This window comes from Desulfosalsimonas sp. (assembly GCF_046483245.1).
Classification (GTDB): Bacteria; Desulfobacterota; Desulfobacteria; order Desulfobacterales; family Desulfosalsimonadaceae; genus Desulfosalsimonas.
The window spans coordinates 1-15,699 of the sequence record NZ_JAWODO010000030.1 but is presented as its reverse complement, the minus strand read 5'-3'; the positions used below and the strand labels follow the sequence as shown (position 1 = coordinate 15,699).

The window sequence follows — 15,699 nt, the reverse complement described above, 5'->3', positions numbered from 1 at the left end:
GGAAGGAAGCCCTGCGGCCGGGGCCGGTTTTTTCGCTCCGGATCGTTTTTGCGGATTCAGCCAATGCCTTCGCCGAAATTTCAAAAACTCGGCCTGTCGGCCTCAAACAGTTTGAAATTTTTCGGCTCCGGCATCGGCTGAATTTTCCCGCAAAAATTCTCAATGTCGCTTCAAAAACCCGCCCCCGCCCTTCGGGCTTCCTTGGCGACCCTATCCCAAATTCCATAACTCCGTAAAACACCTCACCAGACCTATCAGCCTTATATCGGTATTCAAGTGCAAAGGATATTCGGGTAGAAAAACAGTTGCTGCCACATATTTCCAGTGCGTTGGCCATGAGCCGGGGCGGGGGTGGTTTGTTTGGCTGCATTGGCGCGGTTTCGGCATAAGATTGGGCCGGGGCTTTGGCGACCGGAATTTTAAACTGTCTGAGGGCGATCCGCCCGAGTTTTTAAAATTCCAGCCAAAGCCCCGGGACGATCGCCGAAAGCACGCCGCAGACAAATAAACCACACCCGACCCGGCTCATGCGAAAACCCGCAAAAGCTGCTTCCGCCTTGGTTATGCCGATGTTGCGGCTGCGACTTCTTCCGGGTTGAAAATGGTGATGGCTTGGAGGAAGGAAACCTTCTCACAAATGCGATAACTCCTTAAAGCACATCAGAAACACCCTTCCAGGTCATCAACCCTGCATAATTCAAATTCAGAGGACCTCCCGGTAAAAAACAATTGTTGCCGCATATTTCCAGTGGGCTGGTCATGAGTCTTATGCATAAATACCTTGCCCGAAACCATTCAATTTTGATAAGATTTTGAATATCTAAGAATGGATTTAAACCTCTAACTGCTTGGTTGCTCAGCCATTGGAAACAATTCACAAACTCATTTATGGCAATAGTGATGATTTTAAAATCATTTATCGTATCCATGCAACCCGACGAATTTTCCAGCGATCTATAAATCCGAATGATGTTGTTGCAACCTTATTTCAGGGTAAAATAATAGAAAATTATGGAGACGATTTTCCTTTGCCCAGTGTTCTTATAAGCGGTAGAACCGAAAAAGGAAACCCATTACATGTTGTTGCCGCAATCAATCATGAGGAACAACAACTAATTATTATTACCGCATACAATCCGGACCCGAATTTGTGGTCAGAAGACTACACACGGAGGCTTTAAATGAAATGTGTGATCTGCAAAAACGGAATGACTCAAAAGAGCTTTACCACCGTTGTTCTTGAACGCAATCAAATGACCCTTGTATTTAAGCAGGTGCCGGCAGACATCTGTGAAAATTGTGGTGAAGAGTATATTTCTTCGGCTACAAATGAAAAATTGCTCAATTATGCCGAAGCTGAATATGAAAAAGGGGTTTCACTGGAGATGCTTAATTTTGCAGCCTAAAACGCAAATACAACCAGATACGGACCAACATCCGGACCTGAGCCTGTCATCAGGGGGTGTGCAGATCGGGATAGGACCCGGGGTCTCATCCTCCGGCTGCTGACCGTCGGATCAAGCGGGCCGGACGGGCCCGCCGGATGTCAACCAGCCGTTTGTCACAGGCACGCTGTCCACTGCCGCAGGCACCCTGCCCGTGGTTTCGGGACACCTTGGCCCTGCAGACCGCCTGGGCACAATCAAAACACGGGTGGGCATCGGCCGGATGACCTACACCGTGGACCCGGGCCTTTACGCCATGGGTACGCCGGATGAAAACAGCCCGGTGCTGGTCACTGCCAACTACAAATTGAGTTTTGACCGGCTGCGCGCGGCCTGGCACCCGAAAGACGCCTGGATCCTGGTGCTGGATACCAACGGAATCAATGTCTGGTGCGCTGCCGGTAAAAAGACCTTTGGCACAAACGAACTGGTCAGCCGGATTCAATCAAGCGGGCTTGCAAAAATCGTCTCCCACCGAAAAATCATCCTGCCCCAGCTTGCCGCACCCGGGGTGGCCGCCCACAAGGTCAGACGGGCCTGCGGGTTTACGCTGGTCTACGGCCCTGTGGAAGCCGACGACCTGCCGGCATTCATGGAAAACGGGATGAAGGCCACCCGGCAGATGCGCGCCAAGAACTTTCCCATGAGCGAACGGGCGGTGCTCATTCCCATGGAATTCATCCCGACCGCAAAATGGATGGCCGCCTTGATGGTGGTTTTTTTCCTGCTGGGCGGCGCCGGGTTTTCCGGTGCATGGTGGGCGGACGTGCGCACTCATGGAACCTTTGCGGCCCTGATGCTGACAGGAGGCCTGGTGGCGGGCTCCGTGCTGACCCCGCTTTTGCTGCCCTGGATTCCCGGCCGGGCGTTTGCCGCAAAAGGCGCCATCGCAGGCCTGATCACATCATTTGCAATTGCCGCTGCTGTCGGCCCGGGTTTCAGGCGTGCCGATTCTCTGGCCGAAGCTGCAGGCATGGCTCTGATCGCAACGGCTGCGGCCGCCTTTATCGGCATGAATTTTACCGGCGCTTCGGCCTATACCTCCCTTTCCGGGGTGCGCCGGGAAATGCGCGCGGCCGCAATCACCGTGGATGCCGGGGTGGGATGTGCCGCAGCGGTGATCAACAGCATGCTGGGACGCACCGGCGATTCCTGCTGCCGTGTTGTGGAATCAGACGGAGAAAAAACCGCACCCCAATGCGGGCCCGGCTGCTGCTGAGAACTGATTACGATTTTGTTCCCGTATGAATGGCGGCAATGCCGTTTGTCAGGCGCGTAAAACGAACTTCTGCAAATCCGGCCTGCTCAAACATGGCCGCCAGTTCCTCAGGGGTGGCAAACATGCGGATGGTTTCTGAAAGACATGCATAAGACTGGTCTGACCCGGCCAGGACCCGGCCGGCAGCCGGCATCACCGAAAACGAGTACCAGTCGTACAACGCCCGGAACACCGGGTTGACCGGCTTTGAAAACTCCAGGCACATGACCCGGCCGCCGGGCTTCAACACCCGGTGCATTTCAGAAATCCCTCGCCGGATGCTGGTCAGGTTCCGGATTCCGAATCCCACCATGGCCGCGTCAAAGGAATTATCCGGCAATGCCGTTTTTTCCGCATCCCCGCGAACACAGAATATCCGGTCCCGGTATTTGCGGTTCTGGGGACGAATCACGCCTGCGCGCAGCATCTCATGGTTCATGTCATAGATGAGCGCCCTGCCCTGCGCCCCGATCCAGCCCGCGGCATACACGGCCAGATCCCCGGTGCCGCCGCACACATCCAGGATCCGGTCGCCCGGCTTTAATCCCAGCATGGCCACGGCCTTTCTTTTCCAGGCGTAATGGATGCCAAAGCTCAACACCGTGTTCATGAAATCATATCTGGGCGCCACCCGGTTGAAATGGGCCAGCACGGCCTGTTTTTTCCGGTCGGCCGGCAGCTTTTCCAGCCCGAAATAGGTATATCCGGATGCATCCGGATCCGCCACTTTTTTTCTCATCCCGTGGTCAAACCAGCCGGGAATCCGATGAAATGTCATTAATCTGCAGCCTTTGTAAAATGCATAATATAATTCATCCGCAGACTCCGGGTCAACCAGGACTTGCGCACAACGGGCATATACATGAACCCGGAGCAATCCGCCGGTATCAGCCCGGCATCCCGGCCCCATTGGGCCAGTTCTTCGGGACGGATCAGGCGGTTATATTCATGGGTGCCTTTTTCCGCAATCCTCAGAATCCGCTCTGCGGCAAAAATCACCAGCAGGCGCGCGGCCAAGGTGCGGCTGATGGTGGAAAAAAACACGTGTCCGCCGGGTTTGACAAGGGCTGCACAGTCGGCCGCCACTGCGGCCGGATCCGGAACATGTTCCAGAAACTCCATGCAGACCACCACGTCAAATGCTGCGGGCATACTGGCGGCCATCTCTTTTGACGAAATCTGTTGATAGTCGATGTCCAGGCCGGCGTCCCGGGCATGCCGCCGGGCTACGGCAAGGACATCCGGGGACAGATCAATACCGGTCACCCGGGCACCGGCTGCGGCCAAAGCCTCGGACAAAATCCCGCCGCCGCAGCCCGCATCCAGAACGTTCCGGCCGGCTATTTCGCTGTTTTGCCGGATGTAGCCCACGCGCAAAGGATTGATATCATGCAGGGCCTGCAAAGGCCCCTTTGGATCCCACCACCGGCCGGCCTGGCCGGAGAACCTGGCCAGCTCCCGGGGGTCGGTATTTTCACTCTCCTGGTTCATCACGCGATATTGAGCCCGGCTTCGGCAAACAAGGGCCGCAGATGCTCCAGGCTTTTTCTGCCGGCGATTGCCGGGGCATTGACATAAGGGTAAAGCTCCAGGGAAATATCGCCGTCATAGCCAAGATTTTTCATGACCGCAAACACTTCAGCAAAATCAATGGCCCCGTCTCCGGCCACAAGATGCTGGTGAATCCGGCTGTTGCCGATGTCTTCGATATGCACGTGCCCCACCCATTCAAACAGGGTTTCAAACGCAGCAGCCGGATTTTCACCGGCACAGAAAAAATGGCCGATGTCAAAATTGATCCCCGCCATGGGGGAATCAATGCGCCGGATAAAATCAAGGAACTCGGATGTGCGCTCAATCATCAGATCCGGCTCCGGCTCCACCAGCACCCGGATGTTGACTTCCTCTGCCAAGGGGATAACTTCCTCGATTCCTTTGTGAAACAGCATCATGGATTCATTGCGCGATGCCCCGTCAAGGGGTCCGCCCGGGGGCACTGAGATGTTTTTGGCCCCGAGAAACGAAGCGATCCGCAGGCAGTCAAGGGTGTGATCAATGCGCATCTGCCGCCTTTTCGGGTCCGGCTCGATCCAGGAGGGCAGATAGGTGTCGCCCACGGCAAACAGGGTAAAGCTGTTTAAGTTGGTGACAGCCATGTTGTGTTCATCCAGCAGGGACTTGACTTTTGCCAGCCGGGTTTGGTCATAATCCGGGGGATAGAGGTGCGGCCGGTCGCACATGATCTCCACGCCGAAAAATCCCAGGTTTGCGATTTTTTGTATGGATTGATCAAGGCTGTAGCGGGTAAACGCGTTGGTGCTGTAGCCGAGTATCACAGGCAGATCTCCTTTTCCAGTTTCTCCAAAGCCGCCATCTGTTTTTCAAAGCCTACCGGTCCGTCCTGTCCCACGGGCTTTTTAAAGAAAAACGCCAGTTCCGGCACCGGGCCGGAGCGCCCGGCCAGGGTCAGGGCCGCCATCCACCGGGCCAGATCCATGACCATGGGCGCGGCCAGAATCGAGTCCCGGCCCTGAAGGTTGATCCGCATGCTCATGGGCATGCCGAAAATCCCCTCAAAATCGATCACGTCCCAGGCCTCCTTGGCATCGCCCCGGGGCGGGTAATAGTCGATGTGCACCTTGTGGGCGGACCTGTTGTGGCGTTTTTCGCCTGGCGCGTATCCGAGCACCTCTTCGAGGACCCCGGTCTTGTTGTCGAGCTTGCAGGCCGCGTGCTGCGGGTCCATGAGATTTTCCCCGTCCGCGTTGCCCAGGATGTTCAAACTGTACCAGCCGTTGACATGCAGGCGGCGGGCCAGAAGCGATGAGGCCAGCACCACCTTGAAATAGGTCTGGCCGGTCTTGCCGTCTTTTCCGGCCAGGGGCACCCCGGCGGCGGCGGCCGCACTGACAAGCGCCGGGATTTCCAGGTCATTGGGCGTGAAATTGACCGCTGCAATGCCGGATTCCACGGCAGCAGCCGCATACACGATATCGGCCGGCACGGGGACACCTGTTTCATACAACTGCTCAAGGGTTGAAAATCCGTGCAGATCATGGCAGACGCCTGCGGGCAAAAGATTGACAAAAACCGGCACCAGGCCGGGGTGCTGGTTTTGGAAAGCCGCCATGTCGGCTTTGACCTGCGCCACCTGCTCTTTTACACCCTTACCCGCATCCGGTGCCGGCCGGACATCAATTTTGTTTAATTCCGGTATGCAGGGCTCCCAGAGGCTTTTCTCCAAAACCCCGCATCGGTCAAGGGCCCTGTCAAAGGAAGCCGAATCCGTGTCCCATCCGGCCACGGCCATTTGCCGGGCTTCGCCCAGAACGCGGAATTTTTCCCCTGTGGTCAAATACGGCAGCACGGTTTCTGGCTGGTTTTGCATGATGGCCGCAGATGCGGCCACGGTTGAGCCGATGGCGCCCTTGATGCCTGCGGCCAGCAGGAGTACGCCTTTTTGGGGTCTGTCTGTATTTGTCATGTCATCCTGTCTGCTGTTTTTCCCTGGAAATAAGCACCAGGGTGTTGCCGGTAACACTCAGGCTGCTGGCCATCATGGCGGCCACGGCCACCAGAGGGTTTAACAGCCCGCTCATGGCCACTGGTATGGCCACGGCATTGTAGATAAAGGTAAACCAGAGATTTTGCCGCACAGTGGCCGTCACCCGCCTGGCAAGCGACTGAAAATCGATCATCCGCGCGGGATCGCTTCCCATAAGCGTTACATCCGAGGCCCGGCGGCCGATGTTGTTTCCGCTGTGCACCGCAATACCCAGATCCGCGGCAGCCAGGGCCGGAGCATCGTTGATCCCGTCGCCCACCATGGCGGCAAAATATCCCCGGGTTTTCAAATCCATTACAAAATCGGCCTTATCCGCCGGGGTCATATCACCCCGGCTTTCGTCAATTCCCAGGGCCCGGCCCACGGCCCGGGCGGTCTGCGTGCTGTCTCCGGAAACAAGGGCCACCTGCATGCCCTGATCTTTTAAAGCCCGGACCAGCCCGGAAGCCGATTGTCCGGGCAAATCCCCGAAACAAAAAATGCCTGCAACAATGCCGTCCACAGACATATACACATAAGACAAATACGGGGTCTGCGTCAACTCCGGGATGCCGGGCAATTTTTCCGCTTCCTGGAGTTCCCGGCCCAAAAACGTCTCCGAGCCCATCCGGACCCGTTTCTGGTCCATGCGGCCGCAAATCCCGTTTTCCTCTTCCGTGACATCCGAGACACGCGCAGGTGCGATTTTCTGTTTTTCCGCGGCATCCAGTACGGCCCCGGCCACCCGGTGACCCGAGCCGGCCTCCAGGCCGGCGGCAATGCCAAGAAGCGTGTTTGCATCCCAGCCGCCGAGGGGATAAACCTCTGCCAGCTTCCAGTTGCCGGCAGTCAGGGTGCCGGTTTTGTCAAACACCACGGCATTGACCCGGCCAATGCGTTCAAACGCGGTAAAATCATGAATGAGAATGCCCCTTTGCGCCGACAGGGAAATCCCGGCCACCCGGGCCAGGGGAATGGCCACGCCCAGGGCGCACGGACAGGAGATCACCAGCACGGTCACCGCCCGGATCAGGGACTCGCGAAAATCCAGCCCAGCGGCAAACCAAGCCGCGCCAGTCAATACCGCCAGCAGCACCACCGCGGGCACAAAATACCGAAGCACCCGCTCTGATGCATCCTCCACCCCGGTCTTTTTTTCCAGGGCATCTTCCATGACGGAAATCAATTGACCGGCCGTGGACGCTTCTCCCACGGCTGTTGCCCGAACCCGCAGGTCCCCGGCAATCAGGCGGGTGCCGCTGCTGACCGGATCACCCGCATTTTTAACCACCGGCCGGGCCTCGCCTGTGAGTGTACTTTCATCCGCCCGGCCCTGCCCGGATACGACCACGCCGTCTGCTGCCACGGCATCGTTTTCCAGAACCCGGAAAACGTCGCCTTTGCCAAGCATCCGGGCATCTACAAACCGCCCGCCCGGGCTGTCTTTGGTGCAGATCCGGACTTTTTTGGGCAGCAGATCAAACACCCCGCTGATCCGGGCCTGAATTTTGTCTTTGACCCACTGCTCGGCCGCCTTGCCGCCGAGCACCAAAGTGATGAGCATGGATGCGGTATCAAAATAGAGATGAATGCTGTTGTGATAAAAATGATAAAGGCTGTAGAAAAAGGCCGCACCCGCCCCAAGGGAAATTAAGGCCTCCATGCCCGGGGCGCCGGCTGCCACTCCGGAAAAGGCCTTTTGGTGAATGGGGGCCCCGCCGTAAACAAAGACAATGGCGGCCATCACCAGAATCGGCCAGGAAATGTATGCGGTGCCGGCCGCGGAAAGTTCGGTGAAAAAACCGGAATACAGGGCAAAGGAGAGCATCATCACGTTCATTGTCAAAAACGCGCAGACCCCCAGCCGCAGATATGCCGCTGCCGTTGCCCCGCCGGTGCCCTCCCCGGCCGGAGCGGCCTGGTAGCCGAGTTTGGCAATGGTCTTGAAAATTGTGTGAGGGGCGTTTTTCACCGGGTCATAGACCACCCTGGCCCGGTCTGTCACAAACCGGCAGTCTGCGCTGAAAACCCCGGGCTGCTGTCTGAGGGATTCCTCGATCACCCAGGCGCATGCCGGACACCACATCCCGTAAAGATCCAGATCCAGGGTCAGGCACCGGTCTGCTGAAAACCCGGGATTTTCATGGGCCCCCTGCCCTGCCGCATCCGTTTCCGGCCCGGCCGCGCCGGCATTTGCGCCGCCCTCCCGCTGTTCCAAATCCTGCTGGGATGCCGGTATGATCCCGGCGTCCACACACCGCTGAAAGATCTCGGTTTCCCGGAACGCGGCCGGGTCCGTGCTCCCCGAGGCCTCCATGATCATGGAATAAACCTGCCTGCAGCCGTGGCAGCAAAACACCAGCCTGCGCCCGTCTATCTCGTCTTCCACAGCTGTCTGCCGTATCACCAGACCGCATAAATCACAGGTTTGCTTCATATTCCGGGCAAGCTTTCCAGACATGAAAAGGATTGGTTAATCGATTTGCTTCTGAATCATATTCTGAATATAACGAACCAGTTCTTCTGCCTTTGAAATCCAAGGCAACACCTGCGCTTCCTGAAAGTTGACAAAATCCAGGTAATCACCTTCCTGCCGCCGCTCAAAAAGATCATTGTAAATTCGGGCCAATTTTTTCGGAACCGCACCTTCTTTCACATACTGACTGTTAAAAAGACTCCGCACGCCCGAATGCTTGGAAGAAGACAAACCATCAAATACAAGAAGAGCCGATACCGCATAAAAGCAGCTGTAATACAAACGATTCACAACGGCATTCCAACGTCCGGACCTAGCAAGAACACGAGCATCTTCAAGGGTTTCTTCCGCCCTTGTCAGCCGGTAAAAAACAAGATCCTTTTTCGACCCTTTCACAATCTCACACCTTCCTGCTCAACCTGCTGATGAAAAGGCATGGCCTGGTAAAGATCGCTGTTCCATTGTTCCCGGCTGCGGACGATCGAAGAAATGACTTCGCCGGAATCCCATTCAATCTCATAGAGTCTGTGCCGGATCCTGTCTGTACGCGCATCACTGAGCGGGCCATCAACCAGAACAACAAAATCCCAATCCGATTCTGAGACGGCATCACCCCGGGACCGAGAACCATAAAGAATGATCTCTGCACCGGGCTCCACCTCACTCACTGCATGCCTGATTTTTTCCAGCAACTCTTCCCGATTCATATGAACCCCGAAGGTTTTATTCGATTAAACAATAAGTATCCAAACTTACATAAAGAAAATATCACGAAAGCATTTGAAAAACAAACTGCTATCTGCTCGCGGCCAACCGTTGCCGGGAGATCGTGGATAACCGGCAATGGTTGGCCGCGAACATCCCCCGGAGCGGGAAAGTTTGGAAAAAGGAAGCCCTTCGGTCTTCCTTGGGGACCCTCTCACAAATACGACAACCCCTTAAAACACATCAGAAACACCCTTCCAGGTCATCAACCCTGCATCGATTCAAATTTAGAAGACTTCCCGGTAAAAAGCAATTGTTGCCGCATATTTCCAGTGCGTTGGTCATGTGGCGGGGCGGGGGGTGGTTTGTTTGGCTGCATTGGCGCGGTTTCGGCATAAGATCGGACCGGGGCTTTGGCGACCGGAATTTTAAACTGTCTGAGGGCGATCAGCCCGAGTTTTTAAAATTCCAGCCAAAATCCCGGGACGATCGCCGAAACCGCGCCGCAGACAAACAAACCACACCCGACCCGACACATGCGAAAACCATCCCGGATTGGGGTTTACCCGGCCGGGCAAAAATGATATTTAATATAGTTTAGAGAAGTTATTCTGGTTTCAAAAAATGGACAAACCCGACAGGTGACGCATATGAGCATGGAATTTGAAGGACCGGAGAAAAAACTGGAAATTATTTTAAAGGCCCCGGACCCGGAACTGCGAAACAACGCAGACGCCCGCTGGAACAAGGTGGTGGCCGCCAGCGGCGCGGAAATCGTCAGCGTGATTTCCGGGCCGGACATGGACGCCTATCTGCTTTCCGAATCAAGCCTGTTTGTCTGGGCCGACCGGGTGTTGATGATTACCTGCGGCAAAACCACCCTGGTAAAGGCGGTTCCGGAACTGGTGCGGGCCATTGACAAAGACCGCATTGCATTTTTCTTCTATGAGCGCAAAAACCTGATGTATCCCCAGTACCAGCCCGCGGACTTTGAATCGGATGTGGCCATGCTCGCCGATTTTTTCAAAGGCAAAAGCTACCGGCTGGGTCCGGCCAACCACGATCACGTGCATATTTTTTACGCCTCTGCCCCGGACCCGGCCGCGGTGGCAGAAGACGACGAGGACGAAACCCTGGAGCTGCTCATGCACGACCTGGACCCGGACGTGCTAAAGGCCTTTATCCCGAAGCCCGGGGAAACCGCCGCAGAAATCGAGGCGCGCACCGGCATTGACCGGCTCTATCCGGACATGGAAACCGACCATTTCGTATTTGAACCCTACGGCTATTCCATGAACCGCATCTCCGGCCAGCACTATGCCACCATCCATGTCACGCCCGAAGAATCCGGCTCCTATGCCAGCTTTGAAACCAACGTGGCAGAGGCCGATTACCGGGAAAAAATCGAGCAAATCATGACGGTTTTCAAACCCGGCCGGTTTACCCTGGTGTTTACCGAAGCCATATCCGACCGGGATCCCGGCGAAGGCAAACTTCCGAAAAAAATCACCGGCTACCGCCGCTCGGAAAAAAGCCTGTATGAGTTTGACAGCGGATATGCGGTGTTGTTTTCCAATTTCCAGAAGCAACACCCGGAAAAGACATAATTAGTGGCTGAACGAAAACCCTGTTCAGCCAAAACCCGAATATCGAAATCCGAAACAAATACGAATATCGAATGTTCAAATGATAAAAACCAACAGCTTAAAACAGGATGTTTCTGTCATTGATGCATTTAGGGTTTTGGTCATTGTTTCGGATTTCGAGCTTCGGATTTCGGATTTCCTGAACGAAAACCTGGTTTTCGTTCAGGCACTATTGGAGAAAGGACATGACCCGGGCCACATACTGCCGGGTTTCATTGTAGGGCACCCGGCCATTAAACCGCTGCACCGCGCCCGGTCCGGCATTGTATGCGGAAAGGGCCTTTTCCAGATTGTCCCCGAAAAGCTGCAGCATTTTCTTTAAATACCGGGTGCCCGCATCAATGTTTTCCCTGATGTCAAAGGAATTTTCAACCCCCAGTTCCCGGGCGGTCTCGGGCATAAGCTGCATAAGCCCGCGGGCGCCCGCGGCGGATACCGCGTCGGGATTGAAATCAGATTCCGCCCGGATCACCCCGGCAATCAGATCCCTGGGCATGTTATGCCTTTGTGCGGCCAAATCAATGGCATCCTCGATGACCCGGCGCTGAGCGCCCGGAAGATTTGAACCAGACGCATCTCCGGAACCATAGGCTTGATAGGCCGCAAAACCGGCGCCTGGACGGCTGCTGCTGTCATGGCCAGGCACATGATCCCCCTGCCAGGTGATCTCCCTGGTCTGCGGATCCAGAAAAATTTCAGTTCCCGCAGGTATCCGGGTGTAGGGTTTGTTGTGATTCTGCCCAGAATGAATGATTTCCCAGCACTCACTGCCATAGCCCTCATGATCGGCCAGAAGATGGGACACTGTGGGCTGATCACGGGTAATCGTGCCTATATGAATTGGCTGCCGTGCTTTTGCCGACTGCCCGTACGCGCTTCTTTCCAGCATCTGATCAAACTGCCGGGCAAACAGGCTGGCCCGGCCCTGATTTTTCCCGCCAGGGGCCGGATTGATTCCGGTTTTTGATTTGTCAGCGTGATAAACCTGCATACTTTAGGTCTTTATTTTTGATGATTCCGGTTATCCACGGGTTCATTGTTCTTATCGGCAGGTATTTCCCGTGCTTTAACCACAAAAAAACCCATTGCCTTGTTTACAGCCGGGTGGGTCTCCGGCCCGGATCGGCTTTATCCGGAAACAACGCTAACTCATCGAAAAAACATTCATTGCAGCCGACCCCGGCTTCCCGGAATTGCTCATAAATGTCCTGTAGCCGCTGATTGGCCACGGAAATGGCCGACATTTTTTCACGATCCTCATTTTCCGTGGCATAACTGCCAAGGCAACGTTTGCAGTGGGTGGTGCTGCCCAGCGTGATCACCACCAAATCCGCCATCAGATAAATTTTATCTATGTCCATGTCCGGATAATGCTCAATTGCCATGACGGCATGCAGATTGGCCTCAACAATGATCTCGTTTCCTTCCCGGGCAATTTGAACCACGTCATTGACCGTCATCGGGTTGCAGTCTGCGTCCTGGTCCGTGTCCTGGTCCGTACGCTGGCGAAGCAACACCTCCTGGATGGAAAAAAATGTCCAGGGCACGGCAATACCGGCTTTTCCAAGCAGGCGGTAATCGGCCTGCAGATACCGGTTGGCACTCATCACAGCATTGATGCCCTGGCTGCAGGTGCCGGTCAAACGGCTTCTGGAATAACATTTCCGAAAATCAAACGGCACCCCTCCCACTGTGCCGGTAAACCAGCACAAAAGAATATGGGCGGGCTTCCACTGATTTTCATGAAAAAAATCCGTATGAATGACCTGCGGATCAGCAACGCAGGAAACATCCCGGCCCTGGTCCGCAGCCCGGACCAGGCCCCGGACACGAGCAGGCCGGGCAATATCGCTTTGTCTGGCCTGAAAAGATGAACATGCCGTATCCATTAATTGCGCCTCCATGAATTGCGGGTTAAAATGCATTGTTTCCGGTCTTCTGTAAAGCTAATTCAAAAAGCATGCCATTTGACCTGCAAACGCCCTGGTCCGGAAAAGACCATACAAACAACAGGAGGATAAAAAAAATTGCATAAAAAGTAACGTTATGTAACGCTTTGGTGTATAAAGTCCGGACAGACATTTACAAAAGCAGCTTTCCGCCGTAGAATTAAATCAGATCCTGTGGCAAGATTAAAATTTTACACTTTACCCCAAAAACCCGGATTGGCCATGAACAACCCATTGCGCCCGATTTATCTGGATTACAACGGCACCACCCCCCATGACCCGGAAGTCATTGCAGCCATGCGGCCGTATCTGGAAACCGAATTCGGCAATCCCTCCAGTTCCCACTGGTATGGCATTGGCCCGCGCAGGGCCGTGGAAACCGCCCGCCGGCAGGTGGCCGGCCTTATCGGCTGCCTTCCCGAGGAAATTGTTTTTACCAGCGGCGGCACGGAATCCAACAACCACGCCATTAAAAGCGCAGCCAGACTCATGCGGGACAAGGGCCGCCATATCATCACCTCCCGGGTGGAGCATCCGGCAGTGCTGGAAGTCTGCGGTTTTTTGGAAAAAGAGGGCTTTGCGGTCACATACCTGCCGGTTGACCCAACCGGCAGGGTGGAGGCGCAGGCCGTAAAGAACGCCATCTGTTCTGATACCATCCTGATTTCCATCATGCATGCCAACAACGAGGTGGGCACCATCGAGCCCATAAAGGAAATCGCTGCCGCGGCCAGGCAGGAAAACATCCTGGTGCACACCGACGCGGCCCAGTCTGCGGGGAAAATCCCGGTGAACGTGGATGACCTGGGAGTATCGCTGTTAAGCATTGCCGGCCACAAGCTTTATGCGCCCAAGGGCGTGGGGGCTTTATACATCCGCAAGAGCCTGCACCTGGAACCCTTCTGCCACGGTGCCGGCCAGGAGTCGGGACGCCGGGCCGGCACTGAAAACGTGCTGGAAATCGCAGGTCTGGGAAAGGCCTGTGAAATTGCCGCACAGAACCTGAAAAGCACAGCCGCACACATGGCGGAACTCCGGGACCACCTTCAGGCCGGACTCACAGAAACAATTGATCCTGTCCGGGTCAACGGCCATCTGACTCACCGACTTCCCAACACCCTGAGCGTATCGTTTTGCGGTCTTGAGGCCAACCGAATCCTGGAGGAAATAGGCCTTGAGGTGGCGGCCTCAGCCGGGGCGGCCTGTCATGCCGACACCGTTTCGGTCTCCCACGTGCTGGAGGCCATGGACCTTGAACAAAATTGCGCCAAGGGAACGCTTCGTTTCAGCACCGGCCGGATGACAACAAAAGATGAAATTGAGCGAGCACTGGAAGTGGTGACAGTGGCGGTAAAAAGACTTCAGGCAGATGCGTAAAAATTTTTCCCCTTCAAACAATCCCCCATGGCTTGCCCGCTGGATGGATGCCAACGGGGTTGCCCTGTGGGGTGCGGCGGATCTCGACGGGTTGACCACGCCCACAGACAGCAATGAACGGACATGCCCCTGTCATGCGGCCCAGCCCTGGAAAAAAGTTTCTGCGGAACCTGCATAAAGTGTGTCAGGGCCTGCCCTGCAGGCGCATTAACCGGCAGGGCCTGGCATCCGGGCGTGAGCCGCGATGCGATACTCGATGCCGCCGCCTGTGATACCTGGAAAAAACAGCATTTTTTTGCCTACCACAAGGGTCATAACTGCGGGATCTGCTCCTCGGTCTGCCCGTATTCCGTAAAAACGCTGAAAAATGATGGGTCAAGCCAGCATCAGGGCCCCTGACAGGGAAAAAAAGGAAAGCAGGGTGGAAACTACAATCGAGGCCGATGCCAGCTGCGTATCAGAATTCATTTGCGAGGACAGCACGTAAATCGCTGTTGAAGCCGGCAGACAGAAAAAAAGCATGCCCACCTGAAACGCGATTTGGGAAACACCAAACATTTTCATGAAAAAAAAACCCGCAGCAGGCAGGACCATCAGCTTAAAAAAAGCTGCGGTGAGCGCCAGCCGGAAACCGCTGCCTAACTTTTTTATCCCCAGGGCGCTGCCGATGGAAATCAGGGCCAGGGGAAGGGTGAGCATGGATACCAAGGAAAGTGTGTTGTCTGCAAACACCGGCAGCCGCAGACCGGATACAGCAAAACCAATACCGGCAATACAGGCCAGAATCAGCGGATTGGTGGCAAGGGCGCGGAGCAGATACCATACTTTTTGCCCGGGCGGATAATCTTTTTCTGAAAACCAGATCAAAACCCCTACTGACAGCACATTGATCACCGGAATGATCAGCCCGATCAAAACCGCAAACAAAACAACGCCGGAATCGCCTGCTGCCTTGAGCATCACAGCCATGCCGATATAGCTATTAAACCGGTAGCAGCTCTGGGAAAAACTGCCTGCCTGAAAAGCCCCCACCTTTCCGAAAACAATATAAGCGGTGCTCAGAACGAAAACCAGCAGCACCGATGCCAGCACAGCAGCAAACAAATAAGGGTCAAACCCGGCGGACGGATCGCCTGTGCCGATTTTCCAAAACAGCATGCAGGGAAAGAAAATAAAATAAACCAGCCGGTCTGAGGCATGAAAAAAATCCCGGCTCACAAATCCGGACAGCCTGAGAACGCTTCCCAGAAAAATTACAGCAAAGACCGGAAACAAGGTGTTTAGAATCATATCATGAAG

At 55.1% G+C, this 15,699-nt stretch carries 18 protein-coding genes; 8 read left to right on the top strand and 10 right to left on the bottom strand.

The window, feature by feature from the left end; translation table 11 throughout:
* From R6U41_RS03120 to hgcA, 4 genes are all read left to right on the top strand, one after another.
* On the top strand, nucleotides 1-236 hold a 236-nt coding region (locus R6U41_RS03120), incomplete at its 5' end, for a hypothetical protein (protein ID WP_410268372.1).
* Nucleotides 237-863: 627 nt separating this feature from the next.
* On the top strand, nucleotides 864-1,181 hold the full coding sequence (locus tag R6U41_RS03115; protein WP_410268371.1) for a DUF4258 domain-containing protein: 318 nt from the start codon (nucleotides 864-866) through the stop codon (nucleotides 1,179-1,181).
* A complete protein-coding gene (locus R6U41_RS03110; protein WP_410268370.1) occupies nucleotides 1,182-1,406 on the top strand; it encodes a type II toxin-antitoxin system MqsA family antitoxin in 225 nt (74 codons plus the stop codon).
* Between the two features lie 193 nt (nucleotides 1,407-1,599).
* Complete coding sequence (gene hgcA / locus R6U41_RS03105) at nucleotides 1,600-2,664, top strand: mercury methylation corrinoid protein HgcA (RefSeq protein ID WP_410268369.1); 1,065 nt, start codon at nucleotides 1,600-1,602, stop codon at nucleotides 2,662-2,664.
* Between the two features lie 7 nt (nucleotides 2,665-2,671).
* On the opposite strand, the gene ubiE is transcribed toward hgcA, so the two are convergent.
* Genes ubiE through R6U41_RS03070 form a run of 7 tightly spaced genes read right to left on the bottom strand, consistent with a single transcriptional unit; the run spans nucleotide 2,672 to nucleotide 9,430 of the window.
* The gene (ubiE, locus tag R6U41_RS03100) at nucleotides 2,672-3,481 is read right to left on the bottom strand and encodes a bifunctional demethylmenaquinone methyltransferase/2-methoxy-6-polyprenyl-1,4-benzoquinol methylase UbiE (protein WP_410268368.1); all 810 of its coding nucleotides are present in this window, start codon (nucleotides 3,479-3,481) and stop codon (nucleotides 2,672-2,674) included.
* Nucleotides 3,481-4,194 carry a bifunctional 2-polyprenyl-6-hydroxyphenol methylase/3-demethylubiquinol 3-O-methyltransferase UbiG gene (gene ubiG, locus R6U41_RS03095; protein ID WP_410268367.1) on the bottom strand — a complete coding sequence of 238 codons (714 nt, stop codon included), beginning with the start codon at nucleotides 4,192-4,194 and terminating at the stop codon, nucleotides 3,481-3,483. The genes ubiE and ubiG overlap by 1 nt, the downstream gene beginning before the upstream one ends.
* Nucleotides 4,194-5,039: a sugar phosphate isomerase/epimerase family protein gene (locus R6U41_RS03090; protein ID WP_410268366.1), complete on the bottom strand. Its 846-nt coding sequence runs from the start codon at nucleotides 5,037-5,039 to the stop codon at nucleotides 4,194-4,196. The genes ubiG and R6U41_RS03090 overlap by 1 nt, the downstream gene beginning before the upstream one ends.
* Nucleotides 5,036-6,187 carry an inositol-3-phosphate synthase gene (locus R6U41_RS03085; RefSeq protein ID WP_410268365.1) on the bottom strand — a complete coding sequence of 384 codons (1,152 nt, stop codon included), beginning with the start codon at nucleotides 6,185-6,187 and terminating at the stop codon, nucleotides 5,036-5,038. The genes R6U41_RS03090 and R6U41_RS03085 overlap by 4 nt, the downstream gene beginning before the upstream one ends.
* A 1-nt stretch (nucleotide 6,188) precedes the next feature.
* The gene (locus tag R6U41_RS03080; protein WP_410268364.1) at nucleotides 6,189-8,684 is read right to left on the bottom strand and encodes a heavy metal translocating P-type ATPase; all 2,496 of its coding nucleotides are present in this window, start codon (nucleotides 8,682-8,684) and stop codon (nucleotides 6,189-6,191) included.
* A gap of 36 nt (nucleotides 8,685-8,720) precedes the next feature.
* Complete coding sequence (locus R6U41_RS03075) at nucleotides 8,721-9,119, bottom strand: HEPN domain-containing protein (RefSeq protein ID WP_410268363.1); 399 nt, start codon at nucleotides 9,117-9,119, stop codon at nucleotides 8,721-8,723.
* A complete protein-coding gene (locus R6U41_RS03070) occupies nucleotides 9,116-9,430 on the bottom strand; it encodes a nucleotidyltransferase domain-containing protein (protein WP_410268362.1) in 315 nt (104 codons plus the stop codon). Before R6U41_RS03070 ends, R6U41_RS03075 begins: the two co-directional genes overlap by 4 nt.
* Nucleotides 9,431-10,078: 648 nt before the next feature.
* On the opposite strand from R6U41_RS03070, the gene R6U41_RS03065 reads away from it, so the two are divergent.
* A complete protein-coding gene (locus tag R6U41_RS03065) occupies nucleotides 10,079-11,035 on the top strand; it encodes a hypothetical protein (protein ID WP_410268361.1) in 957 nt (318 codons plus the stop codon).
* A 208-nt stretch (nucleotides 11,036-11,243) separates the two neighbouring features.
* Here R6U41_RS03065 and R6U41_RS03060 read toward each other — a convergent pair whose 3' ends face one another.
* Both R6U41_RS03060 and R6U41_RS03055 read right to left on the bottom strand, forming a co-directional pair.
* Nucleotides 11,244-12,065 (bottom strand): lytic transglycosylase domain-containing protein, encoded by an 822-nt coding sequence (locus tag R6U41_RS03060; protein ID WP_410268360.1) that lies wholly within the window; start codon nucleotides 12,063-12,065, stop codon nucleotides 11,244-11,246.
* Between the two features lie 103 nt (nucleotides 12,066-12,168).
* Nucleotides 12,169-12,963 carry a hypothetical protein gene (locus R6U41_RS03055; protein ID WP_410268359.1) on the bottom strand — a complete coding sequence of 265 codons (795 nt, stop codon included), beginning with the start codon at nucleotides 12,961-12,963 and terminating at the stop codon, nucleotides 12,169-12,171.
* A gap of 282 nt (nucleotides 12,964-13,245) precedes the next feature.
* Here R6U41_RS03055 and R6U41_RS03050 point away from each other — a divergent pair, with 282 nt between their 5' ends.
* From R6U41_RS03050 to R6U41_RS03040, 3 genes are read left to right on the top strand one after another with little or no spacing between them, the layout of a single operon-like run.
* Nucleotides 13,246-14,400: a cysteine desulfurase family protein gene (locus tag R6U41_RS03050; RefSeq protein WP_410268358.1), complete on the top strand. Its 1,155-nt coding sequence runs from the start codon at nucleotides 13,246-13,248 to the stop codon at nucleotides 14,398-14,400.
* On the top strand, nucleotides 14,393-14,578 hold the full coding sequence (locus tag R6U41_RS03045; RefSeq protein ID WP_410268373.1) for a hypothetical protein: 186 nt from the start codon (nucleotides 14,393-14,395) through the stop codon (nucleotides 14,576-14,578). The genes R6U41_RS03050 and R6U41_RS03045 overlap by 8 nt, the downstream gene beginning before the upstream one ends.
* Complete coding sequence (locus tag R6U41_RS03040; RefSeq protein ID WP_410268357.1) at nucleotides 14,524-14,799, top strand: 4Fe-4S double cluster binding domain-containing protein; 276 nt, start codon at nucleotides 14,524-14,526, stop codon at nucleotides 14,797-14,799. Before R6U41_RS03045 ends, R6U41_RS03040 begins: the two co-directional genes overlap by 55 nt.
* Here the strand turns inward: R6U41_RS03040 and R6U41_RS03035 are convergent.
* Nucleotides 14,776-15,699 (bottom strand): AEC family transporter (locus R6U41_RS03035; RefSeq protein WP_410268356.1); only part of this gene is annotated, 924 nt, incomplete at its 5' end. The two genes, R6U41_RS03040 and R6U41_RS03035, sit on opposite strands and share 24 nt — an antisense overlap.

Bases quoted from the DNA above. Each gene is read 5' to 3' on its own strand.
- R6U41_RS03045 (WP_410268373.1), top strand. From the start codon at position 14,393: ATGCGTAAAAATTTTTCCCCTTCAAACAATCCCCCATGGCTTGCCCGC.
- R6U41_RS03055 (WP_410268359.1), bottom strand. From the start codon at position 12,963: ATGGATACGGCATGTTCATCTTTTCAGGCCAGACAAAGCGATATTGCC.
- R6U41_RS03080 (WP_410268364.1), bottom strand. From the start codon at position 8,684: ATGAAGCAAACCTGTGATTTATGCGGTCTGGTGATACGGCAGACAGCT.
- ubiG (WP_410268367.1), bottom strand. From the start codon at position 4,194: ATGAACCAGGAGAGTGAAAATACCGACCCCCGGGAGCTGGCCAGGTTC.
- ubiE (WP_410268368.1), bottom strand. From the start codon at position 3,481: ATGACATTTCATCGGATTCCCGGCTGGTTTGACCACGGGATGAGAAAA.
- R6U41_RS03040 (WP_410268357.1), top strand. From the start codon at position 14,524: ATGCCCCTGTCATGCGGCCCAGCCCTGGAAAAAAGTTTCTGCGGAACC.
- R6U41_RS03050 (WP_410268358.1), top strand. From the start codon at position 13,246: ATGAACAACCCATTGCGCCCGATTTATCTGGATTACAACGGCACCACC.
- R6U41_RS03085 (WP_410268365.1), bottom strand. From the start codon at position 6,187: ATGACAAATACAGACAGACCCCAAAAAGGCGTACTCCTGCTGGCCGCA.
- R6U41_RS03110 (WP_410268370.1), top strand. From the start codon at position 1,182: ATGAAATGTGTGATCTGCAAAAACGGAATGACTCAAAAGAGCTTTACC.
- R6U41_RS03070 (WP_410268362.1), bottom strand. From the start codon at position 9,430: ATGAATCGGGAAGAGTTGCTGGAAAAAATCAGGCATGCAGTGAGTGAG.
- R6U41_RS03060 (WP_410268360.1), bottom strand. From the start codon at position 12,065: ATGCAGGTTTATCACGCTGACAAATCAAAAACCGGAATCAATCCGGCC.
- R6U41_RS03065 (WP_410268361.1), top strand. From the start codon at position 10,079: ATGAGCATGGAATTTGAAGGACCGGAGAAAAAACTGGAAATTATTTTA.